20 protein-coding genes are annotated in these 26,680 nt (G+C 71.8%); 11 read left to right on the top strand and 9 right to left on the bottom strand.

Annotation, left to right across the window (positions count from 1 at the left end):
* Nucleotides 1-362 precede the first annotated feature (362 nt).
* Together OG736_RS07105 and OG736_RS07100 are read right to left on the bottom strand one after the other, a co-directional pair.
* Nucleotides 363-2,216: an ABC transporter ATP-binding protein gene (locus OG736_RS07105; protein ID WP_327181682.1), complete on the bottom strand. Its 1,854-nt coding sequence runs from the start codon at nt 2,214-2,216 to the stop codon at nt 363-365.
* Nucleotides 2,213-4,063, bottom strand: a complete 1,851-nt coding sequence (locus OG736_RS07100) for an ABC transporter transmembrane domain-containing protein (protein ID WP_327181681.1) — start codon at nt 4,061-4,063, stop codon at nt 2,213-2,215. The genes OG736_RS07105 and OG736_RS07100 overlap by 4 nt, the downstream gene beginning before the upstream one ends.
* Before the next feature lie 258 nt (nt 4,064-4,321).
* On the opposite strand from OG736_RS07100, the gene OG736_RS07095 reads away from it, so the two are divergent.
* The 3 genes from OG736_RS07095 (at nt 4,322) to OG736_RS07085 (ending at nt 8,520) form a co-directional block, all read left to right on the top strand.
* Nucleotides 4,322-5,065, top strand: a complete 744-nt coding sequence (locus OG736_RS07095; protein WP_327181680.1) for a L,D-transpeptidase family protein — start codon at nt 4,322-4,324, stop codon at nt 5,063-5,065.
* Between the two features lie 57 nt (nt 5,066-5,122).
* A complete protein-coding gene (locus OG736_RS07090; protein WP_327181679.1) occupies nt 5,123-6,814 on the top strand; it encodes a peptide-N4-asparagine amidase in 1,692 nt (563 codons plus the stop codon).
* A 179-nt stretch (nt 6,815-6,993) separates the two neighbouring features.
* Nucleotides 6,994-8,520, top strand: coding sequence for a cation:dicarboxylate symporter family transporter (locus OG736_RS07085; RefSeq protein ID WP_327181678.1), 1,527 nt, complete (start codon nt 6,994-6,996; stop codon nt 8,518-8,520).
* A gap of 82 nt (nt 8,521-8,602) precedes the next feature.
* Here the strand turns inward: OG736_RS07085 and OG736_RS07080 are convergent, their stop codons facing one another.
* Nucleotides 8,603-9,112: a MarR family winged helix-turn-helix transcriptional regulator gene (locus tag OG736_RS07080; protein WP_327181677.1), complete on the bottom strand. Its 510-nt coding sequence runs from the start codon at nt 9,110-9,112 to the stop codon at nt 8,603-8,605.
* A gap of 93 nt (nt 9,113-9,205) precedes the next feature.
* On the opposite strand from OG736_RS07080, the gene OG736_RS07075 reads away from it, so the two are divergent.
* Together OG736_RS07075 and mltG are read left to right on the top strand one after the other, a co-directional pair.
* A complete protein-coding gene (locus OG736_RS07075; protein ID WP_327181676.1) occupies nt 9,206-11,008 on the top strand; it encodes an ABC transporter ATP-binding protein in 1,803 nt (600 codons plus the stop codon).
* Between the two features lie 53 nt (nt 11,009-11,061).
* Complete coding sequence (mltG, locus tag OG736_RS07070) at nt 11,062-11,946, top strand: endolytic transglycosylase MltG (protein ID WP_327181675.1); 885 nt, start codon at nt 11,062-11,064, stop codon at nt 11,944-11,946.
* Between the two features lie 12 nt (nt 11,947-11,958).
* On the opposite strand, the gene OG736_RS07065 is transcribed toward mltG, so the two are convergent.
* On the bottom strand, nt 11,959-13,035 hold the full coding sequence (locus OG736_RS07065; RefSeq protein WP_327181674.1) for an NAD(P)-binding domain-containing protein: 1,077 nt from the start codon (nt 13,033-13,035) through the stop codon (nt 11,959-11,961).
* 89 nt (nt 13,036-13,124) lie between these two features.
* On the opposite strand from OG736_RS07065, the gene OG736_RS07060 reads away from it, so the two are divergent.
* The 6 genes from OG736_RS07060 to OG736_RS07035 all read left to right on the top strand — a co-directional run bounded on the left by OG736_RS07060 (nt 13,125) and on the right by OG736_RS07035 (nt 22,611).
* Nucleotides 13,125-13,547 (top strand): secondary thiamine-phosphate synthase enzyme YjbQ, encoded by a 423-nt coding sequence (locus OG736_RS07060; RefSeq protein WP_327181673.1) that lies wholly within the window; start codon nt 13,125-13,127, stop codon nt 13,545-13,547.
* A gap of 238 nt (nt 13,548-13,785) precedes the next feature.
* Nucleotides 13,786-15,438, top strand: a complete 1,653-nt coding sequence (locus tag OG736_RS07055) for a serine/threonine-protein kinase (RefSeq protein WP_327181672.1) — start codon at nt 13,786-13,788, stop codon at nt 15,436-15,438.
* 214 nt (nt 15,439-15,652) lie between these two features.
* Nucleotides 15,653-18,583 (top strand): SpoIIE family protein phosphatase, encoded by a 2,931-nt coding sequence (locus tag OG736_RS07050; protein WP_327181671.1) that lies wholly within the window; start codon nt 15,653-15,655, stop codon nt 18,581-18,583.
* Nucleotides 18,584-18,726: 143 nt separating this feature from the next.
* Nucleotides 18,727-20,271 (top strand): sugar ABC transporter ATP-binding protein, encoded by a 1,545-nt coding sequence (locus tag OG736_RS07045; RefSeq protein WP_327181670.1) that lies wholly within the window; start codon nt 18,727-18,729, stop codon nt 20,269-20,271.
* Complete coding sequence (locus tag OG736_RS07040) at nt 20,268-21,377, top strand: ABC transporter permease (protein ID WP_327181669.1); 1,110 nt, start codon at nt 20,268-20,270, stop codon at nt 21,375-21,377. Before OG736_RS07045 ends, OG736_RS07040 begins: the two co-directional genes overlap by 4 nt.
* Nucleotides 21,378-21,447: 70 nt before the next feature.
* Nucleotides 21,448-22,611: a substrate-binding domain-containing protein gene (locus tag OG736_RS07035; protein WP_327181668.1), complete on the top strand. Its 1,164-nt coding sequence runs from the start codon at nt 21,448-21,450 to the stop codon at nt 22,609-22,611.
* A 51-nt stretch (nt 22,612-22,662) separates the two neighbouring features.
* On the opposite strand, the gene OG736_RS07030 is transcribed toward OG736_RS07035, so the two are convergent.
* The 5 genes from OG736_RS07030 to OG736_RS07010 form a co-directional block, all read right to left on the bottom strand.
* Complete coding sequence (locus OG736_RS07030; protein ID WP_327181667.1) at nt 22,663-23,079, bottom strand: universal stress protein; 417 nt, start codon at nt 23,077-23,079, stop codon at nt 22,663-22,665.
* A 1-nt stretch (nt 23,080) separates the two neighbouring features.
* Nucleotides 23,081-24,583, bottom strand: a complete 1,503-nt coding sequence (locus tag OG736_RS07025) for an APC family permease (RefSeq protein WP_327181666.1) — start codon at nt 24,581-24,583, stop codon at nt 23,081-23,083.
* 187 nt (nt 24,584-24,770) lie between these two features.
* Nucleotides 24,771-24,986 (bottom strand): DUF4177 domain-containing protein, encoded by a 216-nt coding sequence (locus OG736_RS07020; protein ID WP_054240582.1) that lies wholly within the window; start codon nt 24,984-24,986, stop codon nt 24,771-24,773.
* 104 nt (nt 24,987-25,090) lie between these two features.
* Nucleotides 25,091-25,831: a class I SAM-dependent DNA methyltransferase gene (locus OG736_RS07015; RefSeq protein ID WP_327181665.1), complete on the bottom strand. Its 741-nt coding sequence runs from the start codon at nt 25,829-25,831 to the stop codon at nt 25,091-25,093.
* A gap of 61 nt (nt 25,832-25,892) precedes the next feature.
* Nucleotides 25,893-26,540, bottom strand: a complete 648-nt coding sequence (locus tag OG736_RS07010; protein ID WP_327181664.1) for a helix-turn-helix transcriptional regulator — start codon at nt 26,538-26,540, stop codon at nt 25,893-25,895.
* Nucleotides 26,541-26,680: the final 140 nt, after the last annotated feature.

Genomic DNA, 26,680 nt, shown 5'->3' with positions numbered 1-26,680 from the left:
GGCTGCCTGGGCCCGGGCGCGGGCGCCGCGGACCCGAGGCCGCCCCCGTCCCGCGGGCACGCAGCTCGCAGCCCCGGGAGGGGGCAGCGGAGGGCACGCGCGGCGGCATGGGACCAAGCATCGACCCAGACGCTGACACCGGCACCGGCACCGGTGCGGGCCCAGGTCCCGGCGCCGGCGCCGGTCCGGACATCGGCTCGGGCACCGGCGCAGACCCAGACACCAGCGCCGGCTCGGGCACCGGCACCGGCCCAGACGCTCGCACCGGCACCGGCCCAGAGACTCGCGCCGGAGCCGGTCCAGGCGTCGGCGCTCTCACGCCTCGTGCCGGCGTCTGCCGGCCGCCCCCGCCGCTTCGCTCCTCAGTCGTGCCACGACCGCCAGAGGGCCGCGTACGCGCCGTCCGCCGCGACCAGCTCGGTGTGGCTGCCCAGCTCGCTGATGCGGCCGTTCTCGACGACGGCGATGACGTCGGCGTCGTGGGCGGTGTGCAGACGGTGGGCGATGGCGACGACGGTGCGCCCGTCCAGGACGCGGGCGAGGGACCGCTCCAGGTGGCGGGCGGCACGCGGGTCGAGCAGCGAGGTCGCCTCGTCCAGGACCAGCGTGTGGGGGTCGGCCAGGACCAGCCGGGCCAGGGCGATCTGCTGGGCCTGCGCCGGGGTGAGCGCCACACCGCCGGAGCCGACCTCGGTGTCGAGGCCGTCGTCCAGGGCCCGGGCCCAGCCGTCCGCGTCGACCGCGCCCAGGGCCGCCCACAGTTCGGCGTCCTCGGAGCTCTCGGCGTTCTCGGCGCCCTCCGTGGCCTTCGAGGCCGCGGCGGCTTCCTCGCTCGGGTGGAGCCGCGCGTGGGGGAGGGCGAGCCGGAGGTTGTCGCGCAGGGAGCCCACGAAGACGTGGTGCTCCTGGTTGACGAGCGCCACATGGGAGCGGACCCGTTCCGCGGTCATCCGCGACAGCTCGGCGCCGCCGAGAGTGATCCGGCCGTCGCGCGGCGCGTAGATCCCGGCGAGCAGCCGCCCCAGTGTGGACTTCCCCGCACCCGAGGGTCCGACCAGGGCCAGCCGGGTGCCGGGGGAGACCTCCAGGGTCACCTTGCGCAGCACGTCGACGCCCTCCCGGTAGCCGAAGTGGACCCGGTCGGCGTGCACGTCGCGCCCGTCCGGCACGAGCCCGGAGTCTCCGCCGTCCGGCTCGATGTCACGCACTCCGACGAGGCGGGCGAGCGACACCTGGGCCACCTGGAGCTCGTCGTACCAGCGCAGGATGAGGTTCACCGGGTCGACGAGCATCTGCGCCAGCAGCGCGCCCGTCGTCAGCTGGCCGACCCCGATCCAGCCCTTCAGCACGAACGCGCCGCCGAGCATGAGGACCGAACCGAGCACGGTGACGTGCACCATGTTGATGACCGGGAAGAGCACCGAGCGCAGCCACAGCGTGTAGCGCTCCCACGCGGTCCACTGCTGGATGCGCTGCTCGGAGAGCGCGATGCGGCGGTCGCCCAGCCGGTGGGCCTCCACGGTGCGGCCGGCGTCCACGGTCTCGGCGAGGGCGGCGGCCACGGAGGCGTAGCCGGCGGCCTCCGAGCGGTAGCCGGCGGGCGCCCGCTTGAAGTACCAGCGGCACCCGGCCACCAGCAGAGGCACCGCGACCAGGACGGCCGGCGCCAGCGGCGGTGCCGTGACGACGAGCCCGCCGAGCAGCAGCAGAGCCCACATCACGCCGATCGTCAGCTGGGGCACGGCCTCGCGCATCGCGTTGGCCAGCCGGTCGATGTCCGTGGTGATGCGGGACAACAGGTCGCCGGTCCCGGCCCGCTCCAGCACGCCCGGCGGCAGCCGCACCGAGCGTACGAGGAAGTCCTCGCGCAGGTCGGCCAGCATCCGCTCGCCGAGCATCGCGCCGCGCAGTCGCACCTGCCGTACGAAGGCGGCCTGGACCACCAGGGCGAGCACGAACAGGGTGGCGATGAGCCCGAGATGGAGCTCGCGCGCACCGTCCGACAGCCGCTCCACGAGGTCGCCGACCAGCCAGGGACCCACCATCGAGGCGACCGTGGCGACCGTGTTCACGAGCAGGAGAAGCGCAAAGGCGCGGCGGTGCCGGCGCAGGAGTTCGGCCACGTAGGCGCGGACGGTAGCGGGGGCGCCGACGGGCAACGTGTTCGCCGTCGTCGGTGCCGCCGGGTCGTACGCGGGCGGCGCCACGCCGATCATGCGGTCTCCTCGATCTCTTCGCGGTCGATCTCTTCGAGTCGGTTGTCGCCCAGATCCTCGAACACACCGTTCAGGGAGGGCTCTTCGTTCTGGAGGGCCTCGCCCAGCGCGGCTTCCTCCTCGGTCTCCCTGGTCACCACGGCCCGGTACCGGGGCTCGGAGCGCAACAGTTCGCGGTGCACGCCCACCGCGACGGCCTCGCCCTCGTGCACGAGCACCACCCGGTCGGCGCGGTCCAGCAGCAGGGGGGACGAGGTGAACACCACCGTCGTGCGCCCCGCCCGCAGTTCGCGCAGCCCCTCGGCGATCCGTGCCTCGGTGTGCGAGTCGACGGCGGAGGTGGGCTCGTCCAGGACGAGGACCTCGGGGTCCGTGTACAGGGAGCGGGCCAGCGCGAGCCGTTGCCGCTGGCCGCCGGAGAGGGACCGGCCGCGCTCGGTGATGCGGGCGTCCATCGGGTCGTCGGCGTCCAGTGAACCCTGCACGAGTGCGTCGAGGACGTCCCCGCACTGGGCGGCGGCCAGCGCCGCACCCGCGTCGACCGCACCCGAGGCGGGCACGTCGAGCAGGTCGCGCAGGGAACCGGACAGCAGCACCGGGTCCTTGTCCTGGACGAGGACCGAGGCGCGCGCGGAGTCCAACGGCAGCTCGTTCAGCGGGACCCCGCCGAGCAGTACCGCAGGGCTGTCCTCCGGGGGATGCCCGCCCAGCCGCTCCGCCAGCTGTCCGGCCGCGTCCGGGTCGCCGCACACCACTGCGGTGAGCCGGGCGGTCGGGGCGAGCAGCCCGGTGGCGGGGTCGTACAGGTCGCCCGAGGGAGCGTCGGCCGCGCGCGAGCCGCCGATGTCGGTGACCCGCTCCAGCGACAGCACGCGGGCGGCGCGTTTGGCCGACGGGCGTGAGAAGGAGTAGGCCATCGCGATCTCCTCGAAGTGCCTGAGGGGATAGGCCAGGACCATGACGGAGCTGTAGACCGTGACCAGTTCGCCGACCGTGATGCGGCCCTCGAGGGCCAGGTGGACGCCGTAGCAGACGACCGTGATCAGCAGCAGGCCGGGCAGCAGCACCTGGATGGCGCTGATCAACGACCACATGCGCGCGCTGCGCACGGCCGCGTGCCGGACCTCCTGCGAGGCGCTGCGATAGCGGTCGAGGAACAGTTCCTCGCCACCGATCCCACGCAGCACCCGCAGGCCGGCCACCGTGTCCGAGGCGAGTTCGGTGGCGCGTCCGGCCTTCTCGCGCTGGACGTCGGCCCGTCGCGTCGCCGGGGGCAGCAGGGGCAGCACCGCGAGCGCGAGAACGGGCAGGCCCAGGGCGACCACCAGGCCGAGCGCCGGCTGGTAGACGACCAGGCCGACGCAGACCAGCAGGACCGTGAGGGCCGCGGCCGTGAAGCGGGACACGGCCTCCACGAGCCAGCCGATCTTCTCGACGTCGCCCGTGGAGACGGCCACGACCTCCCCGGCCGCGACCCGCCGGGTCAGCGCGGAGCCGAGCTGCGAGGCCTTGCGGGCGAGCAGCTGCTGCACCCGGGCGGCGGCGGTGATCCAGTTGGTGACGGCGGCGCGGTGCAGGAAGGTGTCCCCGATCGCGGTGGCGGCACCGCACAGGGCCATCACGCCGCCGGTGAGAGCGAGCCGGGTACCGGAACGGTCCACGACGGCCTCGATGGCGAACCCGACGCAGAACGGCTGCGCCGAGACGGCGACGAAGTGCAGCAGCCCCCAGGCCAGGGACTTGAGCTGGCCGCCCAGCTGGTTACGGCCGAGCCACCACAGGAAGCGGGGTCCCGAGCGTGCGTCCGGCACACCCGGGTCGGGGTACGGAAGGTCTTGGATCTGCATGACGTCCCAGTGGCTCGAGTCAGGGGTAGGGGGAGAAGGAGACGGGGAGGCGGAGAAGGAGACGGGGAGGGGGGAGGCGCGGACGGACGAGCGGGAAGGTCCGCGGGGAGCGGCAACAAACCGTGCAAGGTTCGCGTCGCAGCGTGGTCAAAATCAACCGGTTTTCCTTGGCGGCGGCCGGATCCGACAGCTGTCCGACACGGCCCGGATGTCCGGAACCTGCCGCTGGCGCCCGGAAAGTGGTGCGAGCATGGGCCGATGCGACATGGCTATGCGCGGCGCGCGGGGGCCGCGCCGGTGATCTGCGGCCTGCTGCTCGCGGCCTTGTCCGCGTGCGGTGGTGGGGCCGTGCAACAGGGGAGTGACGGTACGTCGGGGGCGGCCGGCAGGAGAGGCGGGACCTCGCCGGGCGCCGCCGGGACGACCGGCGTCCCGGGGGTCGGTGACCGGCTGCAACGGCGGATCCCCGCTGTTTCCCGCCAGGTTGTGGCGGTGTACGGCGACGGGAAGGACTCCGCGGACGCCACCGTCGTGCTCTACGCCAGAAGGGGACCGTCCTGGGAGCGCGTCCGGAGCTGGCGGGGGCACAACGGCAAGAAGGGCTGGACCGCCGAGCACCGCGCAGGCGACAACCGCAGTCCGGTCGGCGTGTTCACGCTCACCGACGCGGGCGGTGTCCTGGCCGATCCCGGCACCAGGCTGCCGTACACGCGGTCCGCCTCCTTCGCGGCGCCGCGCTGGTGGGCGCGGTCGCACTGGCACGACTTCGACTACGTCATCGCCATCGACTACAACCGGGTCAAGGGTGCCCCGCCCGACGACCCGACGCGGCCGGAGGGGGAGGAGAAGGGTGGGGGGATCTGGCTGCACATGGACCACGGCAGCGGTACGTCGGCCTGCGTCAGCCTGTCCCGGGCGGCGATGGAACACCTGCTGCGCACCCTCGACCCGGATCGGCATCCTGTGGTGGTCATGGGGGACAGGGGCGCTCTGCAGGCCTAGCTCTCGTGGCGGAGGCGTCATTGCGGGGAACGGTCGACTCCCCGTAGAACACCGGCCATGAGAAGCCGGATTATCATGTCCATGCTCACCGGAGTGATCCTCCTGGGGAGCACCGTCCTGGGGAGCGGCACGGCGCGAGCGGACGCCTCCCTGTCCTTGTCGTCCGCGTCCTCGTCGTCCGCGTCCGCGTCTGGGTCAGCGTCCGAGTCGGCGTCAGCGTCCGCGTCGGTCGAGGTCCCCGCCGAGTTCGGCACCGACTGGCACGACCCCCTCACCGCCGCCCCGCCCGTGACCAGGCCTCATGGCAAGAGCTGCCGAGTCACCCTCGCCGAGGCGCAGTTCCGCGACTTCACGCCGTACCGGGGCTCGTACACCCCGCCGGACGGCTGCGGCGACCGCTGGAGCAAGGTGGTGCTGCGCCTCGACGGCAAGGTCAAGGGGCGGCAGTTCGACCGGCTCGGCTATCTGCACGTCGGAGGCGTGGAGATCTTCCGTACCTCGACGCCCGAGCCGTCGCCCGACGGGATCGAGTGGTCCGTCGAGAAGGACGTCACCCGCTACGCCGACACGTTCCGCTCCGCCCGGGACGTGGAGATGCTCATCGGCAACGTCGTCGACGACACCTACACGGGCGTGATCGACGTCAAGGTGACGCTCACCTTCTACGAGGGGAGGCCGGCCGCCACCGCCCCCGATCGGGTCCTCACCCTGGCCGACGGTCCGGGCGGCACGACCCTCACCACGCCCCGCAACAGCGAGCGCGTCGTCGCCGAGGTGTACGCCACCGGCTCAGGCGGCGGGTGCGAGGAGTACTGGTATCTCACCGTGCCCGCGACCGCGCCGTACTCCTGCCGGTCGGACGAGGGGCCCTATCGGGAGGTGCAGGTCGAGGTCGACGGACAACCCGCCGGAATCGCCGCCCCCTTCCCGACCGTCTGGACCGGCGGTTGGTCCAACCCCTTCCTCTGGTACGTGGTTCCGGGCCCCCGGGCCTTCGACATCAAGCCGATCGAATACGACCTGACCCCCTTCGCCGGGATCCTCAACGACGGTCGTCCGCACCGCGTGGAGGTGTCCGTCGTCGGCGTGTCCGCGGGGCAGAGCGGTTGGAGCACACCCGTCAACGTGCTTGTCTGGCAGGACCCGGGGAAGAGCGTCGTGGGCGGCGGGCTCCTGAGTCACGAACCGGGTGAACTCACCGACTCCGCCACCTACACGCCCGGCACGGAGCACCGCGTCGACACCGAGGGCGGTCACCGGCTGACCGTCGCCGGGTACCTCGACACCTCGCACGGACGCGTGCGGACCACCGTGACCCGCGCCCTCGCGAACACCTCCGCGCATCGCTGGACCGACGGCGAGACCGTGGACGGTCTCGCCGCCACCTGGACGGACGAGGAGTCGGTCACCGTCGACGGCCGCGGACCGGCCCGTACGACGCGCACCCACCGGACCTACACGATGAACGGCACCACCACTCTCGGCGCGGACGACCGGCTCCGCACCGTGCTGACCCTCGGCGACCGGGCCGACTCCGTGACGACCCGGAACGGCCGACGCACGTCGTGGTCACGGCTCGACGACACATACACGGGTGATGCCACCTTCACCGTCAACGTGCCCCGGGACCAGCGCCAAGCCGTCGGCACGACGAGCGAGCGCTACCGGCTGTACGGCTCGGGCGGCTGCTACGACCGGCGACTGACCACGAGGCAGGGGGTGCTGACCGGGGATCACGGAGGCTGCTGAGCCGGAACGCGTGCGACGCGTCACCCGGGCCGGGATTTACACAGCGGAAACGCGCAGGTCTCGTGCGCGATCAACGGCACCTTCACAGTGATCGCTACGGAAGCCGCTTTCCGCATCGCAGAAGTCCTGTCCTTCCCCGTCAGGGCTTCCGGGTGCCGCCATCCCCCCAAGGAGTGCCCGTGCCGCCGTCCGTCCCGTCCCTGCCGCGACGCGTCGCACGCATACTGCGTACCTCACTCTTCGCGCAGGTCGCCTGCGCGCTCGTCCTCGGAATCGTCGTCGGAAAGCTGTGGCCCGACGTGGCCACGGATCTCCAACCGCTCGGCGACGGTTTCACCCGGCTCATCAAGACGATCATCTCGCCCCTGGTGTTCTGTGTGGTCGTCGTCGGCATCGCCAAGGCCGGTGACCTGAAGGCCTTCGGCCGGATCGGTCTCAAGGCCCTGATCTGGTTCGAGGTCGCGAGCACGCTCGCCCTGGTCATCGGGCTGCTCGCCGCCAACATCGTCCAGCCCGGCTCGGGAATGAACGTCGACCCCTCCACGCTGGACACCTCGGCGGTCGACGCGAAGACGGGCGGCGGTTCGCTGCCCTCGACGACCGAGTTCGTCGTGAACGCGCTGCCCACCAGTTTCATCGGCGCCTTCGCGGAGAACTCGCTGCTCCAAGTGCTCATCCTGGCCTGTCTGGTGGGCGCCGCGCTGCTGCACCTCGGCCACACCAAGGTGCCGAAGGTCCTGCCGGCCGTCGAGCAGGCTCAGGAGATCATCTTCGCGATCGTGGGCTTCGTCATGCGACTGGCGCCGATCGCGGTGTTCGGCGCGATGGCCGTCCTGATCGGCAACTACGGCCTGGGCGTCATCGAGACCTACGGCAAGCTGATCGTCCTGTGCTACGTGGCCGCCGCCCTGTTCATCACGCTGCTCGCCGTCGCCCTGCGGCTGGTCACCGGCCTGAGTCTGTGGAAGTTCCTGCGTTACATCCGTGAGGAGATGCTCCTCGCGCTCGGCACCGCCTCCACCGAGTCCGTCATGCCGCGCGTGATGCAGAAGCTGCGCAAGGCCGGCGCGCGCGACGACGCCGTGGGCCTGGTGCTGCCCACCGGCTACTCCTTCAACCTCGACGGTGCCTCGCTCTACCTGTCCATCGGCACCCTGTTCATCGCCCAGGCGGTGGGTGTGGACCTCAGCCTGGGTCAGCAGATCACCGTGATCCTGGTGCTCATGCTCACCAGCAAGGGCATGGCCGGCATCCCCGGCTCGGCCTTCCTCGCCCTGTCCGCGACCGCCTCCTCGCTGGGGGCCATCCCCGCCGGCGCCGTCGCCCTGCTGCTGGGCGTCGATCGCATCATGGACTCGATGCGCGTCGTCACCAACCTCCTCGGCAACTGTGTGGCGGTCTTCGCCGTCTCCCGCTGGGAGGGCGCGCTGGACCTGGAGCGGGCCAGGAGGGTCCTGGACGGCGAGACCGTCGTCATGCCGGACGAGGAGCCGGACGGCCCCGCGAAGCCGGTGGGGTCCGAGCGTCCGGAGGGCTCCGGTCGTCCGGAAGGTACCGGGCAGTCGGAGGGTTCGGCCGGTCCGGCTGCTTCGGCGAGTCCGGAGAGTTCGGAAGCGGCGGCCGGGGTTCCGGTGGTCGTCTCCGCCGGGTCCGGGTCCGGGTCCGGCTCCGGACCCGCCAAGGCGACCGCCCCCGAGACCGGTTGACCGGACGGCGTCGACGTGTCAACGGGCCGCGGCCGCCCCTCCAGCAGTACGGAGGGGCGGCCGCGGCCCGTTCTCACGAGGCTCAGCAAGTGCCTCCCTGCCCCCGTCCTTGCCCCTGGCCATGTCCGTGTCCGTGTCCGTGTTCCGGTCCCCGTTCAGGGTTCCCGTCCACCAGTGCGTCCAGCAACCCGCTCAGCACCTGGCGTTCGAGCTCCGTCAGCGGATCGAGGATCTCCTCCGCGGCGGACATCCGTGCCCCCCGCAGCTGCCGCAGGGCCTTGCGGCCGTCCTCCGTGAGCTCGATCCGGATCACCCGCCGGTTGGTGGGGTCCGGCACCCGCCGCACCTTGCCGCTCCCCTCCAGCCCGTCGACCAGGGTCGTGATGGCCCGGGGCACCACCTCGAGCCGCTCGGCGAGGTCGGCCATGCGCGGCGGCGAGTCGCAGTGCGCCAGTGTGCGCAACAACCGGGCCTGGGCCGGGGTGACGCCGAGCCCGCTCCGCTCCAGATGATGCTTCTGGATGCGGTGCACCCGGCGCGTGAGCCGCAGCAGCTGCTCCGCGAGCAGACTGTCGGAATCGGGGGTGGTCATACGGGAACAATATCAGGACGCCGTTCATTGTGAGTATAGGTAACAATGAGCTATGCTCCGTCAGTCCTCATCGTCTCACCCTCCGTAGGAGCCATGCCCCGCGACCACATCGACTGGACCCCCTCGCCCGGCACCTCGACCGAACAGCCCCGGCAGGTGCGCCGCATCCTCACCCTCTTCAAGCCCTACCGTGCCCGGCTCGCGGTCGTCGGCCTGCTGGTCGCAGCCGCCTCGCTGGTCGCCGTGGCCACCCCGTTCCTGCTGAAGGAGACGCTGGACGTCGCCATTCCCGAGGGGCGCACGGGCCTGCTGAGCCTGCTCGCCCTCGGCATGATCCTCAGTGCCGTCCTGGGCGGTGTCTTCGGCGTCCTTCAGACCCTGATCTCCACGACCGTCGGCCAGCGCGTCATGCACGACCTGCGGACGGCCGTCTACGACCGCCTCCAGCGGATGTCCCTCGCCTTCTTCACACGCACGCGTACCGGCGAGGTGCAGTCCCGCATCGCCAACGACATCGGCGGCATGCAGGCCACCGTCACCTCCACCGCCACCTCCCTGGTCTCCAACTTCACCAGCGTGGTCGCCACCATCATCGCGATGGTCGCCCTCGACTGGCGGCTGACCGTCGTCTCGCTGCTCCTGCTGCCGGTGTTCGTGTGGATCAGCCGTCGCGTCGGCAACGAACGCAAGAAGATCACCACCCAGCGGCAGAAGCAGATGGCCGCGATGGCCGCCACGGTCACCGAGTCGCTGTCGGTCAGCGGCATCCTGCTCGGCCGCACCATGGGCCGCTCCGACTCCCTCACGCGGTCCTTCGCCGACGAGTCCGAGCAGCTGGTCGACCTCGAGGTGCGGTCGAACATGGCCGGGCGCTGGCGCATGGCCGTGATCGGGATCGTCATGTCCGCCATGCCGGCGTTCATCTACTGGACCGCGGGCCTGGCCCTGCGGGTCGGCGGCCCCGGTGTCTCCCTCGGCACGATCGTCGCCTTCGTCTCGCTCCAGCAGGGCCTGTTCCGCCCGGCCGTCAGCCTCCTGTCGACCGGCGTGCAGATCCAGACCTCCCTCGCGCTCTTCCAGCGCATCTTCGAGTACCTCGACCTGCCCATCGACATCACCGAGCAGGACGATGCGGTCCGTCTCGACCAGATCAAGGGCGAGGTCCGCTTCGAGGACGTCTCCTTCCGGTACGACGACAAGGGCGGGCCCGTCCTCGACGGCATCGACATCGACGTTCCCGCCGGCGGCAGCCTCGCGGTGGTCGGCCCGACCGGCGCCGGCAAGTCCACGCTGGGCTATCTGGTGCCGCGCCTGTACGACGTGACGGGCGGCCGGGTCACCCTCGACGGCGTCGACGTCCGTGACCTCGACTTCGACACCCTCGCGCGCGCGGTCGGAGTCGTCTCGCAGGAGACGTACCTCTTCCACGCCACGGTCGCCGACAACCTGCGCTTCGCCAAGCCCGACGCCACCGACGAGGAGCTGCACGCGGCCGCCCGGGCGGCGCAGATCCACGACCACATCGCCGCCCTGCCCGACGGCTACGACACGGTCGTCGGTGAGCGCGGCCACCGGTTCTCCGGTGGGGAGAAGCAGCGGCTGGCCATCGCCCGCACCATCCTGCGCGACCCGCCGGTGCTGATCCTCGACGAGGCGACCAGCGCCCTCGACACCCGTACGGAGCAGGCCGTCCAGGAGGCCATCGACGCGCTGTCGGCCGATCGCACCACGCTCACCATCGCCCATCGGCTGTCCACCATTCGGGGTGCCGACCAGATCGTGGTCCTCGACTCCGGTCAGGTGGCCGAACGGGGCACGCACGAGGAGCTGTTGGAGCGGGACGGGCGGTACGCGGCCCTGGTGCGACGGGACGCCCGTCTGGAGCCGACAAGATGAAAGTATGGCAAGTTATGCCGGGTTTGTGACGATATGAGGGTTACCGTGCCCGCATGCAGATGAACACTCCGCCACGGAGCACGATTCGACTGACGCGCCGGGGCCGTCTCGTCCTCATCGCGACCGGAGCCGTCGTGGCCGGCACCGCCGTGGCGGTGCCGCTGCTGAGCCTGGAGAGTCCGAAGGAGAAGCCGAAGCCGGCGACCCTGGTCATCCCGGAGGGGTGGCGCGCGAGCCAGGTCTACGAGGCCGTCGACAAGGCGCTCGCCCTGCCGGCCGGCACCACCAGGAAGATGTTGCCGAAGGCCGGGCTGAAGCTGCCGAACGACGCCGAGGGCAACCCGGAGGGCTACCTCTTCCCGGCGACGTATCCGCTGGACAAGAAGGCGACGCCGCAGACGCTGCTCTCCTACATGGTCGACACCGCGAACAAGAGGTTCAACGCGGCGCCGACGGCGGCCGGCGCCCAGCGCAACGCCATGAACGTCTATCAGGCGGTCACCATCGCCAGCCTCGTGCAGGCCGAGGCCGCCACCAAGGCGGACATGGGCAAGGTGGCCCGGGTCGTGTTCAACCGCCTGGAGCGCGGGATGCCGCTGCAGATGGACTCCACCATCAACTACGCGCTGAACCGCTTCACGCTGAGGACGACGGAGACCGACACCCGTGTCGAGAGCCCCTACAACTCCTACCAGCGCATGGGCCTGCCGCCGACGCCGATCGACAACCCCGGCGAGGAGGCGATGCGCGCGGCCGTCAGCCCCACCCCGGGCGACTGGCTGTACTTCGTCACGGTCAAACCGGGCGACACACGCTTCACGGCGAGCTACGCGGAACACCAGCGCAACGTCGCCGAGTTCAACCGGAACCAGCAGAGCCCGGCGAGCCCGCGTCCGAGCGGCCGGAGCCCGAAGAGCCAGTCGGCGGCGGCCGGGTGACCTGGCGGGGCGTCAGGCGGCGACCGGGTCCTCCGTGAGGAGCCGCCGGATGTCCCGTACGGCCGCGCGGCCGGCGCGGTTGGCGCCGATGGTGCTGGCCGACGGCCCGTAGCCGACGAGGTGGACGCGGGGATCGGCGAGGGCGCGCGTGCCCTCGACCCGGATCCCACCGCCCGGCTCGCGCAGCCGCAGCGGCGCGAGATGGTCGATGGCGGCCCGGAAGCCGGTCGCCCACAGGATGACATCGGCGGCGACCCGCCGCCCGTCGTCCCACTCCACGCCGTCCGGAGTGATCCGGTCGAACATGGGCAGCCGGTCGAGCACCCCGTCGGCGAGCCCCTGCCGGATCGCGTCGTTGAGCGGCAGTCCCGTCACGGACACCACGCTCTTCGGCGGCAGCCCCTGTCGCACCCGCTCCTCCACGAGCGCGACGGCGGCGCGGCCCGCGCCCTCGTCGAAGGGCCCCTCGCGGAAGACCGGGGGCCGCCGCGTGACCCACGTGGTCCGCGCCGCGTACGGAGCGATCTCCAGCAGGTGCTGGGTGCCGGACGCGCCACCGCCCACCACGACCACCCGCAGCCCGGCGAACGCCTCGGGGCCCGGATACCGCGCGGTGTGCAGCTGCCGGCCGCGGAAGGTCTCCTGGCCGGGATAGCGCGGCCAGAAAGGCCGGTCCCAGGTGCCGGTGGCGTTGATCAGGGCCCGCGTGGACCACGTACCGTCCGAGGTCTCGACGACCAGCCGCCCGCCGGTGCCCTCACGCACCGCCCGCACGCCGACCGGGCGCCGTACGCGCAGGTCGAAGGCGCGCTCGTAGGCGTCGAAGTACTCGGCGACGACCTCGGACGAGGGTCGGGCGGGGTCCGCGCCCGTCAGTTCCATGCCGGGCAGCGCGTGCATGCCGTGCACCTTGCCGTACGTCAGCGAGGGCCACCTGAACTGCCAGGCACCGCCGGCGGCGGGGGCGTGGTCGAGCACCACGAAGTCGCGCTCCGGCTCGAAACCGGTGCGCCTCAGGTGGTACGCGGCGGCCAGACCCGCTTGGCCGGCGCCTATGACGACCACCTCGACCTCACGCAAGCTGTTCACGCCTGCACCAACAGAAGGGTCGGCGTGGATCTTCCCGGTTCGGTTGTGAGATCGGGCGGGGCACCCGGCGAATGGGTCAGGATGGGGGTATGTCAGATGCGTTCACCACCCGAGTTCTGCACATCGCCTCAGGGTCCCGGGAGAGGGTCGTCGACCTGACCGGGGACTGCGAGGCGTTCCTGCGCGAGGTGGCCGCCGGGCGCGGCGGCCTTCTGAACGTCTTCGTCCCGCACGCCACGGCCGGGATCGCGATCATCGAGACGGGCGCCGGAAGCGACGACGACCTCCTGGCCGCGCTGCACACCCTCCTCCCCGCCGACGACCGCTGGCAGCACCGGCACGGCAGCCCCGGCCACGGCCGCGACCACGTCCTCCCGGCCTTCGTCCCGCCCCACGCGACCCTGCCGGTCGTCGACGGACGGCTGGAGCTGGGCACATGGCAGTCGGTGTGCCTGGTGGACACCAACAAGGACAACCCCGACCGCCAGGTGCGGCTGAGCTTCCTGGGGTGATGTGTCCCGATCAGGGAGAGATGTTCTGCTCGGGCGGTCCGTGGCCGAGCCGGAGGCCGGACTCGGAGGTCTGACTCGAGGGCCGGACCCGGGGGCCGGGGGAGTGAAGGACCGTTGCCTCCGTGGGAGAAGTTCGATTCGCACCGGGCATCGAGGGTGGCGGCCTCCGCTGGGCTAGAGTCTCGCCTCATCCTCGGTCGGATGTTCTGCCCGGGACTGTGCGCTGGGGGTACGGCACGTGGGGCTCGAACGAATGGAACTGCCCGGGTACGAGATCCAGGAGGTTCTGGGTCAGGGTGGGTTCGCCACGGTGTACCGGGCCAGGCAGTTGGCCGTGGGCAGGGAGGTCGCGCTGAAGGTGGACAGCAGGACGCTGTCCACACCGCGCGATCGGCAGCGTTTCCTGCGTGAGGTCACCGCGGCCGGGCAGCTGTCCGGGCATCCGCATGTGGTGCCGGTGTACGACGCCGGGGTGCTTGCCGACAACCGCCCTTACATGGTCCTGGAGTTGTGCCCCGGCGGCTCGCTCGGCGACCGGCTGCACCGGCAGGGACCCCTGCCGCTCAAGGAAGCGCGAGAGATCGGCGTGGGTCTCGCGGACGCGGTGGCGGCCGCTCACGCGGCCGGGGTGCTGCACCGTGACATCAAGCCCGGCAACGTCATGGTCAACCGGTACGGCGGTGTGGCCCTCACCGACTTCGGGCTGGCCGCCATGCCCCGGCCGGGGCGGGAACTGTCCGTGACACGGGAGGCGCTGACCCCCGCGTACGCGCCGCCCGAGGCCTTTCACATGGCGGAACCCACCCCGGCCGGTGATGTGTACTCGCTGGCCGCCACCGTCTACGCCCTGCTGCGAGGCTGCCCGCCGCACCACCCGGACGACGGGACCCAGCTCAGCCTCGCCGAACTGATCGTGCGGCACACCTGGCCGTACCCCGCCCTGCCCGGGGTGCCGGCGGCCCTCAACTCGGTTCTTCGGCACGCCGTGGCCTCGGACCCCGCCCGGCGACTGTCCGACGCGGGCGCGTTCCGGGACGCTCTCGCCGCCGTCGATCTCGATGATGCGGACACCGTCGACGCGGGAGGTGCCGGCGGCTTCGGACCGGTGTTCGGCACCACCACCGCTCCGTCCTGCCGGGATGCGTCGCCCTCTTCGTACACCCGGCCGCGGGATGCGGCTCTTCCGTACGGGGGCGCCCCTCCGCCGCCGTCCGTCCGTGACGCGGGCCGGACGACCGCGGCCGTCGGCCCGGGCGGTGACGGCGACCGCGACGGCGGGCGGAAGGGGTCGCGGCGCCCCCGGCTGATCGCCGTACTGGCCGCCGTGGCCGTCTCGGTGAGCGTGTCGGTCACCGTGGTGACGTATCAGAACGGCCGACAGGACCGCGGGGGCGAGGGCTCTCCGTCGACAGCCTCCTCCTCCGCTGCCACGACCGAGGGCAAGGGCGTGTCCGGCTTCGGAGGGGTGGCGACCGCGACGGCGAACTGCCCCGCGACGGGCGTCGACGGCGTGGGCGGCCGATGTGTCGCGACCCCCGAGTGCTGGAGCGGCATCACGGACATCTCGGGCATCATCACCGTCAGCCGCGCGGACTGCCGGACCAGGCACGTGTGGGAGACCTTCGCCATCGCCCCGCTGCCGGAGGACGGCATGACGAACAACGCGCGGGATCTGATCAGGCATCCCGACGTGAAGGCGCTGTGTTCGCAGCAGGTCATGGCCGAGTCCATGGTCGATGGTGGCCGTGAGGTCGCCGACGAGTGGAACGTCGACATCCTCCCGCCGACAGCGGCGGAATGGGACAAGGGGCTGCGCGTCTTCCGCTGCGTGGCCGCCGCGGTCACGCAGGACGGCGAGAAGACCGGGAGCCAGTTCGCTGTGCAGGGGTGAACGGAGGCGGATGCGCGGGGGTCGCCGGGCCCGTCCGGCCGAGGCGCCCGGAACCGTGTGGCCGCGGATCCTGTGCGGGCGGGCGCGGCCCGCCCGGTCACCGCGCCCGTGCGGGATCTCGTGAACCGTGACTAGTGCTCCTGATGCCCGTATCCTCACCGATATCGGATTGTTTTGCTGAAATGAGACCAATCGGGCACAGGTGAGGCGAAGCGTGGTTCGGTCCGGCGGGGAACCGAGGTCGGCGGGACGTGCTGCAGACGGCACGGGGCCCGCCCGCTCCCGTGAGCGGTTTCTGCAGGGTGAGCCGGTGGAGCAGGGCGTGCGCACGTCGATCCTGGACTCGTGGCAGCGCTGCCGGACCCTGGGCCTCTCGCCGGACCAGTCCGATCTTCCCTTCCTGGATGATTTCGATCCGGACGGCCGGATCGTCCGCGCGGCCGTGCCGGTGCTCGACCGGCTGCAGGCCAGGTTCTCCGGCAGCGAGATCAACATCTCCGTCGCCGATGCGCACGGGACGGTCCTCCTGCGCCGGTTCGGCGAGGCGTCGCTGGCCAGAAGGCTCCCGGCGATCCAGAGAGTCCCTGGCTTCGTGTTCGCCGAGCAGGTCGCCGGCACCAACGGCATCGGTCTCGCCCTGGCCGAGCGGCAGCTCATCCGGGTCTACGGGGCCGAGCACTTCGCGGAGCGCTCCCAGGCGAGCGCCTGCGTCGCGCTTCCCGTCCGCGACCCCCTCAGCGGGCGCATCGAGGGCGTCCTGTGCTTCGGCTATCCGCGTGGCGCCGAGAACCCGGCGCTGCGCGCCGTGATACGCAAAGCCGCGCGGGCCATGGAGCGGCGGCTGCTGGGGCAGAGTTCCGGGCGGGAGCGCGCTCTGCTGCGGGCGTACCTGACCGCCGGAGCCGAAGCCGCCGTCGGCCTCCACCGCGGTGTAGCGGTGGACGAACTGGCCCCCGAGCTGAGCTCCCGTGACCGGGCGGCCCTCATGGAGAAGGCCGCCGAGCTGATCTCCCGCGCGCAGCGGGCCGCCGTCGACGTGCCGCTGCCCGACGGCCGGCGGATCACGCTCGTGAGCCGACCCATGACGAGTGCCTCCGGGGTGGAGGGCATCGCCGTCGAGGCCGTCCTCCCGTACCCCTCTCCGGAAGGGCTCCTGGTCATCCCGCGCCAGGTGGACGAGGTGCCGGGCTTCCCCGCCGAGCTCGCCGCCGTCTCTGCCGGTCCACCGGCCGCGCGGCTCTCCGCCACCCTGCCGTCCGGGCACCTTCCCGACGCGGCGCCCGGCCGGCTCACCGCGGGCGCCAAGGGCGTCATGGTCGCTGGAGCCGCTGGAGCCGCTGGAGCCGCTGGAGCCGCTGGAGCCGCTGGAGCCGCTGGAGCCGCTGGAGCCGCTGGCGTCGACGGTGCCACGGGCGATCACCCCGTACCGTCGTCCTCGGCCAGACGGCTCGTGCTGGTGGGGGAGCCGTTCGTGGGGGCGTACGCCCTTGCCGCGCGCCGCCGCCTGGAACTGCTCTCCGAGGCCAGCGGCCGCATAGGCGCCACCCTGGACGTGCGCCGAACCGCCGAAGAGCTCGCCGAGACGGCGGTCCCGCGACTGGCCGACTTCGTCACCGTCGACCTGTCCGAGGCCGTACTGCGTGGCGAGGAAGCCAGCGACCCCCTCGACGACCTGCGCCGTGCGGTGGTCCACGGCATCCGTGACGACCTTCCCTTCACTCCGGCCGGCAAGCGGACGGACTTCGGCCCGGCCACGTCCCGGCTGCGGTGCCTGGCCGGCGGAGAGGCGGTGCTGGAACCGGACCTGGAGGCCGCCGCGGGCTGGCTCGCCCAGGACCCCGAGCACACCGAACGGCTGCCGGCGGACGTCCACTCCCTCATCGTCGTACCGCTCGTCGCCCGCGGTGTCGTCCTGGGCATCGCCAGCTTCTACCGCGCCCAGGATCCCGCCCCCTTCGGGGACGACGACCGCTCGCTGGCCCAGGAACTCGCCACCCGCGCCGCCCTGTCCATCGACAACGCCCGGCGCTACACCCACGAGCGCACCATGGTCCTGGCCCTGCAGCGCCGTCTGCTCCCGCACGGTCTGCCCGATCAGGACGCCGTCGAGGTCGCCCATCGTTACCTGCCCGCCGAATCCGACGTGAGCGGGGACTGGTACGACGTCATCCCCCTCTCCGGCACCCGGGTCGGCCTCATCGTCGGCGACGTCGTCGGCCACGGCATGCTGTCCGCCGCCACGATGGGCCGGCTGCGCACCGCCGCACGCAGCTTCGCCGAACTCGACCTCCCCCCGGACGAGGTCCTCACCCACCTCGACAACCTCGTGGGACGCCTGGACCGGGAGGACCCCGACGGCGAGGGGGTCGGCATCATCGGCGCGACCTGCCTGTACGCCATCTACGACCCGACCTCGCAGCGGTGCGTGCTGGCCCGGGCCGGCCACCCGCCGCCCGCTCTGGTCCGCCCCGACGGCAAGGTGTCGTACCCCGACCTGCCGGCCGGGCCCCCGCTCGGCCTCGGGGGGCTGCCCTTCGACGCGGTCGAGATCGACCTGCCCGAGGGCAGTCAGCTGGTCCTCTACACCGACGGGCTCATCGAGGACCGGCACCGCGACGTCGACGTCGTCCTGGACGAGCTGCGCGGGACCCTCGCCCACACGGAGCGCACCCCCGAGGAGACCTGCCAGGCGATCCTGGACACCGTGGCGCCCGCCCACCCGTGCGACGACATCGCCCTGCTCGTCGCCCGCACCCACGCCCTGGACCCCGGTCGGATCGCCACCTGGGAACTGCCCGCCGACCCGGCCTTCGTCGGTGAAGTGCGTGCGTCCGCCCTCAGGCGACTGGCCGACTGGGGACTCGACGAGGCCGCCTTCGCCGCGGAACTGATACTGAGCGAGCTGGTCACCAACGCCATCCGCCACGGATCCGGGCCCATCCGGGTGCGGCTGCTGCACGACCGCACCCTGATCTGCGAGGTCTCCGACGCCAGCAACACCGCCCCGCACCTGCGCCGGGCGGCCAGCACCGACGAGGGCGGGCGTGGTCTGTTCCTCGTCGCACAGCTGTCCCAGGCCTGGGGTACGCGCTACCTCCCGGAGGGCAAGGTCATCTGGGCCGAATGCGGGCTCGACGCGGCGTGAGCACGAAGCCCGGCGCTCCGGGAGCGGCCCACTGACCCGTTGGAGTCATGGCGGGCCGAATTGTCTGAAATGATGCGATTTCCTCGGATAGTATGCCGATGAACGTCGGGAAGAAATCGCCAGGCCGACCCCCGGAGATGTCCGTGCACGACGCTCCCGACACGTCCGCCGAAGCGGCTGCGCCCTTCGACGAACCCCTGGTCCGGATCCGCGGGCTCGGCAAGCGGTTCGGCGGGACCCGCGCGCTTGCCGGGGTCGACCTCGACGTCCACGCAGGCAGCGTCCTCGCCCTCCTCGGGCCCAACGGTGCCGGAAAGTCCACACTCATCAAGGTGCTGGCCGGCGTCCACCGTGCCGACGCGGGGCAGATCACGGTGGACGGCCACCCGCTCGGGAGTCGGGCGGCCTCCCGCAGCATGTCGTTCATCCACCAGGACCTGGGCCTCGTGGAGTGGATGACGGTCGCCGAGAACATCGCCCTGAGCACCGGATATCCGCGCCGTGCCGGACTGATCTCCTGGCGGCGGACCCGTGAGCGCTGCGTGGACACCCTGCGTCTCGTCGCCGGACATCTCGACCCCGACGCACCGGCCGGCCGACTCTCCCCGGCCGAGCGTTCCCTGGTCGCGATCGCCAGGGCCCTGGCGGCACGCGCGAAGCTCATCGTCCTCGACGAGCCGACCGCCCGTCTCCCCGCCGCGGACTGTGCCCGGCTGTTCCGCGTCCTGCACACCCTGCGCGACCGGGGGCACGCCATCCTCTACGTGAGCCACCGCCTGGACGAGGTGTACGAAGTCGCCGACACGTTCGCCGTACTGCGTGACGGCCGCCTCGTCAGTCACGGCTCGCTGGCGGGCCACAGTCCCGCCCGTCTGGTGCACGACATCGTCGGCGAGGAACTGACGGAGCACCACCCCTCCGAGGCACCGGCCGACGGGGCGGCCGTCCTGACCCTTGACGGCGTGAGGACCGTCGGCACAGGACCGGTCAGCCTGGAACTGAGGGCCGGGGAAGCCCTGGGACTGGTCGGCCTGTCGGGCGCCGGCCACATGGACCTGGGCCGGGCCCTCGCGGGCTCACGGCCCCTGCTCGGCGGGCGGGCCCTTCTCGACGGTCGGCCGTACCGACCCCGCACGGTGGCCGACGCCGTCGGAACCGGGGTCGGCTTCGTGCCCGGCGACAGACTGCGGGAGAGCTGCCTCGCCGAGCTGACCGTACGGGAGAACCTCCTGGCCAATCCCCGCGCGGGAGGCCTGTCGGCGCTGCGTTGGATCAAGCCTCGGCGCGAACGCGCCGAGGCCGTCACCCTGATCGAACGGTTCGCGGTACGCCCCCGTGACAGCGAGGCCCCCATCGCCACCCTGTCCGGCGGAAACCAGCAGAAGGTCATGATCGGCCGGTGGCTCCGGGTGGGCCTGCGCCTGCTGATCCTCGAGGAGCCGACCGCGAGCGTGGACGTCGGCGCCAAGGCCGCGCTCCACCGCCTGCTCGACGAAGCGCTGGCCGACGGCCTCGCGGTCCTGCTCATCTCCACCGACTTCGAGGAGGTGGCGGGCGTGTGCCGGCGCACCCTGGTCTTCGTCCGCGGGTCCGTGACGGCGGAGCTGAGCGGTACGGCCCTCACGGTCGCCGGACTCACCCGGGCGGCTTCGGCCGTGCCCTCTCCAGGGGCCGGGACGCACCCATGAGCGCCCCGCCCTCCCCCTCCTCGCCCCGGCCACGACCGCGCCGACCGGGGCGACTGCACGGCCCCGGGCACCTCATCGGCGCGTACGGCCTCCTGGCCCTCACCGTCCTGCTCGTCCTGGTCTTCTCCCTCGCGCTGCCGCGCACCTTCCCCACGCTGGACACCGTCGACTCGATCCTGTCCAACCAGTCGATCCCGGCCGTCCTCGCGCTCGCCGCCATGGTCCCCATCGTGACCGGCGCGTTCGACCTCTCCATCGGCTACGGCCTCGGCCTGGCGCACGTCACCGTGCTGCAACTCGTCGTCCACGAGCGGTGGCCCTGGCCGCTCGCCTGCCTCGCGGTGATCGTCGGAGGGGCGGTCGTGGGTGTCCTCAACGGTGTCATCGTCGTGTTCGGCCGGATCGACTCCTTCATCGCCACCCTCGGGACCGGCAGCATGATGTACGCCGTGACCGGCTGGATCACCGACGGCGGCCGGATCGTCCCCGGCCCCCAAGGCCTCCCGGCCGCCTTCACGGACGTCTACGACTCCACGTTCCTCGGACTTCCGGTCCCCGCCTTCTACGTACTCGTCCTCGCGGTCGTCCTCTGGACGGTGCTGGAGCGACTGCCGCTCGGCCGGTACCTGTACGTCGTCGGCTCGAACCCGCGCGCGGCCGACCTCGTCGGCATCCCGACCCGCAGGTACACCGTCTACGCGTTCACCGCATCGGGGCTGATCGTCGGCTTCGCCGGTGTGCTGCTCGCCGCCCAGCAGCAGATCGGCAATCCGAGCGTCGGCCTCGACTACCTGCTGCCCGCCTTCGTCGGCGCCCTCCTCGGCTCCACCGCGATCAAACCCGGCCGCCCCAACGCCATCGGCACCGTGGTCGCCGTCGCCGTCCTCGCCGTCGGCCTCACCGGCATCGGCCAGCTCGGCGCCGACTTCTGGACGGTCCCGCTGTTCTACGGCGGCACCCTGCTCCTCGCCGTCGGCCTGGCCGGCTACGCGGCCCGCCGCCGCATGCGCACCGGCGCCTTCGCGGGCGGCGATACGCCCGCCGTGCCGCCTCGGCCGCCGCCGGCCTCGACGCCCGACGACGGCACAGCGGGCACCGCTTCCTGACCACGCCGCGGGCACCACCTCCGTGCCCCCCAGCCGCATCCTCCCGCTCGTTCCCACGTGAGGAGCTCCCGTGTACGGCAGCCGCACAGCGACCCCTGGCGCCTTCGAGGCCCGGCTCGCCGCCTGCGTCCTGGTGGCAACGGCGACCTTGCTGGCCGGCTGCGAACGCGGCTCGTCGGGCGGCCCGCAGGAATCCACCGACGGCCCGAGCGGCTGCCCTGCCGTCCAGGCCAGGGCGCAGGCCACCGTCGCACGGGCGGAGAAGACCGACATCCCCTGGAACGGGCCGACCAGCGGCCCCGCGGCGGTGCCCGGCAAGACCATCGTCTACGTCGCCCAGACCATGACCAATCCCGGAGTCGCCGGCGCCGCGAACGGGGTGAGGCAAGCCGCGCAGGTCATCGGGTGGGACGTCCGGGTGATCGACGGCGCAGGCACCCCCACCGGTATCCAGGCGGCCATGAGCGAGGCCGTGGCCCTCAAGCCCTCGGGCATCGTCATCGGCGGGTTCGACCCCGACGCGACGTCGCGACAGGTCGCGCGGGCCGACGCGGCGGGCATCCCGCTCATCGGCTGGCACGCGGTCGCCGCTCCCGGCCCCAGTCGGCGGCCCGAGCTCTTCACCAACGTCACCACCGACGTCGAGGACGTGGCCGGAATCAGCGCGCGCTGGATCATCTCGACCTCCAACGGCCACGCGGGGGTCGTGCTCATCACCGATGCCTCGATTCCCTTCGCCAGGAACAAGTCCGACCTGATCAGGAAGGAGCTCGCCACCTGTCCGGGTGTGCGGCTGCTCGCCTACGAGAACATCCCGATCCCGGACGCGAGCAGTCGCACCCCGCGCGAGATCGCCTCCCTGCTCTCCCGGTTCCGGAGCAGGTGGACCCACTCCGTCGCCATCAACGACCTGTACTTCGCGGACGCCGCCCCCGCCTTCCGGGCGGCCGGGGAGGAAGGCTCGGGCCCGCCCTTCAACATCGGCGCAGGCGACGGCGACCCCTCCGCCTTCCAGCGCATCAACAGCGGGCAGTACCAGGCCGCCACCGTGCCCGAGCCGCTGTCCCTGCAGGGCTGGCAGATCGTCGACGAGTTCAACCGCGCCTTCTCCGGCCGTCCCGCCAGCGGGTACACGGCCCCCGTGCACATCGCCACGGCCGACAACAGCGCCGGTGACACGACCTGGGACCCGTCGGGGTACCGGGAGGCGTACCGGAGGATCTGGGGCAGGTGACACCCGGTGCAGGGGCTCGGCCCGGCCCGGCGTGACGGTGGGTGCGGCGGCCTACTGCTCGGTCGGGACGCAGAGCACCGGGATGCTAGACAGGTGCAGGAGCTTGTGAGGGGTCGAGCCCAGCAGCGCCCCGCGCATCGGGCTCTCGCCCCAGCTGCCCACCACGATGAACCTCGCCCCGTGGCGTGACGCGGCGTCGATCAGCGCCTGCGCCGGCTTCTGGTCGATGATCTCGACAGTCGTGGGCACGCCCGCCGCCTCGGCCGCCGCGACGGCGTGATCGAGGGCGACGCGTCCGGCCTCGCGCACGGCTTCGTGGTGGGCCCGGTACTCCTCGCCCCCCGGCCCCGGGGCCGCGGCGCCGTAGACCAGCACGAGCGGCTCACGGAACGCGGCCGCCGTCTGGATCGCGATGCGCAGGGCGCGTACCGCTCCGGGGGATTCGTCGTATCCGAGGACAACCGCCATCTCAGGACTCCTTGCCGGGGACGCCGTGGACAAGATCGGGGTCGGCCACGCCCGCGCGTTCCGACCAGAAGGCGGGTGCCTTCAGCCGCCACAGCACCATGAGCACCACACCCGTGACGGCGATGCCGATGCCGATGACGAGCGGCGGGCCGACCCCGAGCCACGAGGCGCCGGTGTAGGAGTTCGCGGGGTCGGACATGTCGGAGACCGATTCCACCAGGAGCCACGCCAGCAGCCCGGCGCCGACGAGCGGGCCGAAGCCGATGAGCACGAAGTGGCGGACGCTCTCGGTCAGATGGCGGCGGTAGTAGACGGCGCAGGCCACACCGGTGAGGGCGTAGTAGAAGGCGATCAGCAACGACAGCGCGGTGAGCGAGTCGAAGAGCGCGTTGGTGCTGATCTGGTTGAGGACGAGGTACCAGGCGATGGCGATGCCGGCGACCCACCAGGTGCTCACGTCGGGCGTGCGGAACCGCGGGTGGATGTGGGCGAAGTGGGCGGGCAGCGCCTGACGGCGTGCCATGGACAGCGCCGTACGGGACGCCGGGATGATCGTCGTCTGCGTCGACGCCAGCGCGGAGGTGGAGACCGCCAGCAGCACGACCCAGTCCCAGCGGCCCATCACCTGGCCGGCCAGCAGGGCGAAGACGAACTCCTCCTCGTCGGCGTTCTCGGCCAGGAAGGCCGTTCCGGCGTAGGCCACGACGGCGAAACCGACCGACACGTAGGTCACCAGCAGGATGACCGTCGACCAGACGCCCGCCTTGCCGGGCGCGGTGGCGGAGTCCTCGACCTCCTCGGTGAGATTGACCGCGGACTCCCAGCCCCAGTAGATGAACACGCCCAGCAGCAGGGCTCCGGTCAGCGTCGCGCCGCCGGCGCCGAAGGGGTTGAGCCATCCGAACGACGGTTCGACGGAATCGAAGGTGCTGGTGCCCGCGTAGACGCGGTAGAGCGCTACGACGACGAAGGCGAGCAGACAGACGACCTGGGCGAGGATGAGCACGTTCTGCACCTTGGCGGACACCTCGGTGCCGATGACGCACACGGCGGTCATCACGAGGATCAGCAACACCGCGAGCAGTTGGCGTACGAAGTCGTTGTCGACCCAGCTGTCGAGGCCGAAGGCGAGCAGCGCGAAGCTCACGGCGACGTCCGCCAGTGACCCGACGACCAGCACCCCGGTCATGGTGATGGCCCAACCGCCCAGCCAGCCCGCCCACGGCCCCATGGCCCGGGTGACCCACGAGAAGGTGGTGCCGCAGTCCTGGTCGACCTTGTTGAGGTAGTAGAACGCCGACGCGATCAGAAGCATCGGCACGAACGAGGCGACCAGCACGCCGGGGGCGTAGATGCCCACGAGCGCCACGATCGGGCCGATGACCGCCGCCAGTGAATACGCCGGTGAGGTGGCGTTGAGCCCGATGACGAGCGCGTCGACGAATCCGATCGCATCGGCCTTCAACCCGTCGGGTGGACGTGCGTCGGTGGTGTCGTTGGCCATGTTCCCTCGCTCCGGTTGCACGTGAAGCCATACAACAGCCATACAACAGGGAGCTTTGCGACTTTCGGTGCCATTGAGGACTTGTCGGCCACGGGTGTCACCGAGGGATCACCGAAGGCATCCGGAGGCGGGCCGGTGCCGCTCCACGGCTTTCCGCGGAGCGGCACCCGTAGGCAGGACCGCGGGGTCAGCGGCGCGGACGCTCCAGCGTGAGGAGCAGGCCCTCGACCGCGCCGGGCCCGATCCGGCCCTTGACGTCGGCGGACGTGATCGCCTTGAGGGCCCAGCCGTCCTCGGCGTGCTTGTTGAGGACCTTCTCCAGCTTGTCGCTGTCCAGCGCGTCGCCGATCAGTGACTCGCGGAAGGTGACGACCTTGTACTCGAGTGCGTAGGAACTGCTCATGACGGGGTCCTCCTGGGGTGGACTGGCTGTCGGAAACGGGGACAGCCAATCACCGATCCACGTCGCCGTGCGCGTCGGGGGAGTTCGGCCTGGAAGGTGGCGTGTCAGGCCGGCTTGCGCCACACGGAGATGTGCTTCGTGGAGTCCTGGGTGAACGGTGCGCCGTCCCAGTCCGCGACGCGCCGTTCCAGTCCGAGTCCCGCGATCCGTGCCATCAGGTCGAGCTCCGCGGGCCACGCGTACCGGTGCCGGGAGTCTCCGCGGCGGTAGCTGCCGTCGTCGCCGTCGCGGGTGAAGTGGTGCGAGACGAGGATCTGTTCGACCAGGTCGAAGGTGTCGAAGCCGAGATGCCGCTCGGAGACGTCGAAAGGCACCGCGACCTGCCCGGGCGGCAGGAACCGCAGTGGCGGCACCCCCAGCTCGATGACGAAGCGGCCGCCGGGCGCCAGGTGCCGCGCGGCGTTGCGGAAACACTCGACCTGCTCGTCCTGCGTGAGCAGGTTCGTGATGGTGTTGTAGACGAGATACACCAGGGCGAACTCGCCGGGCACGACGGTCGTGGCCATGTCCCCGACGGTGACCGGGAGCGTGTCCTCGTCGATCTTGCGCCGCAGGACCGCCGCCATGTGCTCGGACAGTTCGACGCCCACCACGGGCACGCCGCGTTCCCGGAGCGGGACACCCACGCGCCCGGTTCCGATGGCGAATTCCAGCGCCCGGCCGTCACCGGCGAGTTCGGCGAGGAAGTCGAGGGTCGGTCCGAGGACGGCGGCCGAGGACATCTCGCCCTCCTCGGCGTCGTAGCGGTCGGCGGTCGCGCGGGTCCACAGTTCGCTGCTCGTCACAAGCGGCCACTGTGCCGGGTGGGGCGGCGCGCTGTCGACGAGATTTCCCGCCGCCGGCAGCTCAGATCAGCCCGGCCCGGATGGCGTGGGAGACGGCGTGGGCGCGGTTGCGCGTGCGCAGCCGCTTCATCGCGCCGTAGAGGATGTATCGCACCGTGCGTTCGGAGTAGGAGAGTTCGAGCGCGATCTCGTCGCACTGCTTTCCCTCGGCGATGAGGCGCAGCACGTCCACCTCGCGAGCGTCGAGTCGGGGCTCGGCCCGGCCCCGGGAGGCGACGACGTGGTGTTCCGCCCGCTCGGGGTTGCGTGCCGGACGCCCGGGAGTGAGCTGGGAAGGGAGCGGGGTCTCCTCGCTGCCGGCCACCGCGCGCACCGAGCGGGCGAAGACGTCCGGGCTGCAGAAGTCCCACCACACCACGGCGCGGACGCCCCGCTGCCGCGCAGCCGACAGGTCGGCCCGCCACTTCCTGCCCACCACCACGAGGAAACGTGCGCCGGGCTTGTCGCACAGGCGGTGGAGCAGGTCCAGGGCGGAGGCGTCCGCCACGTCCACGGCGACCACGATGGCGTCGGCCTCGCCGATCCTGGCCCGCGGCAGTTCGTGCAGACGCGGGTCCAGTGCGACGAAGCCGGCCAGTCCGGCACGGACCAAGGGGGCGGGTGCGTGGATCGCCACGCGCACGGTCTCGCCGACTGCTTGCCGAGGCATTCGCCCGCCCCCAAATCGCACAGGTTTTCCACGAGTTCAGGAGGGCGATGCTGCCACCCGGGAAGACCGGACCTCCGCGCCAGGAGCCCGACGTCCGCCGACCGAGGGAAACCTGGCGCGAGCGGCCGGGCCGTTCTCCC

Source organism: Streptomyces sp. NBC_01334 (genome assembly GCF_035983595.1).
GTDB lineage: Bacteria > Actinomycetota > Actinomycetes > Streptomycetales > Streptomycetaceae > Streptomyces > Streptomyces coriariae.
This window is presented reverse-complemented; position numbering and strand designations above follow the sequence as displayed.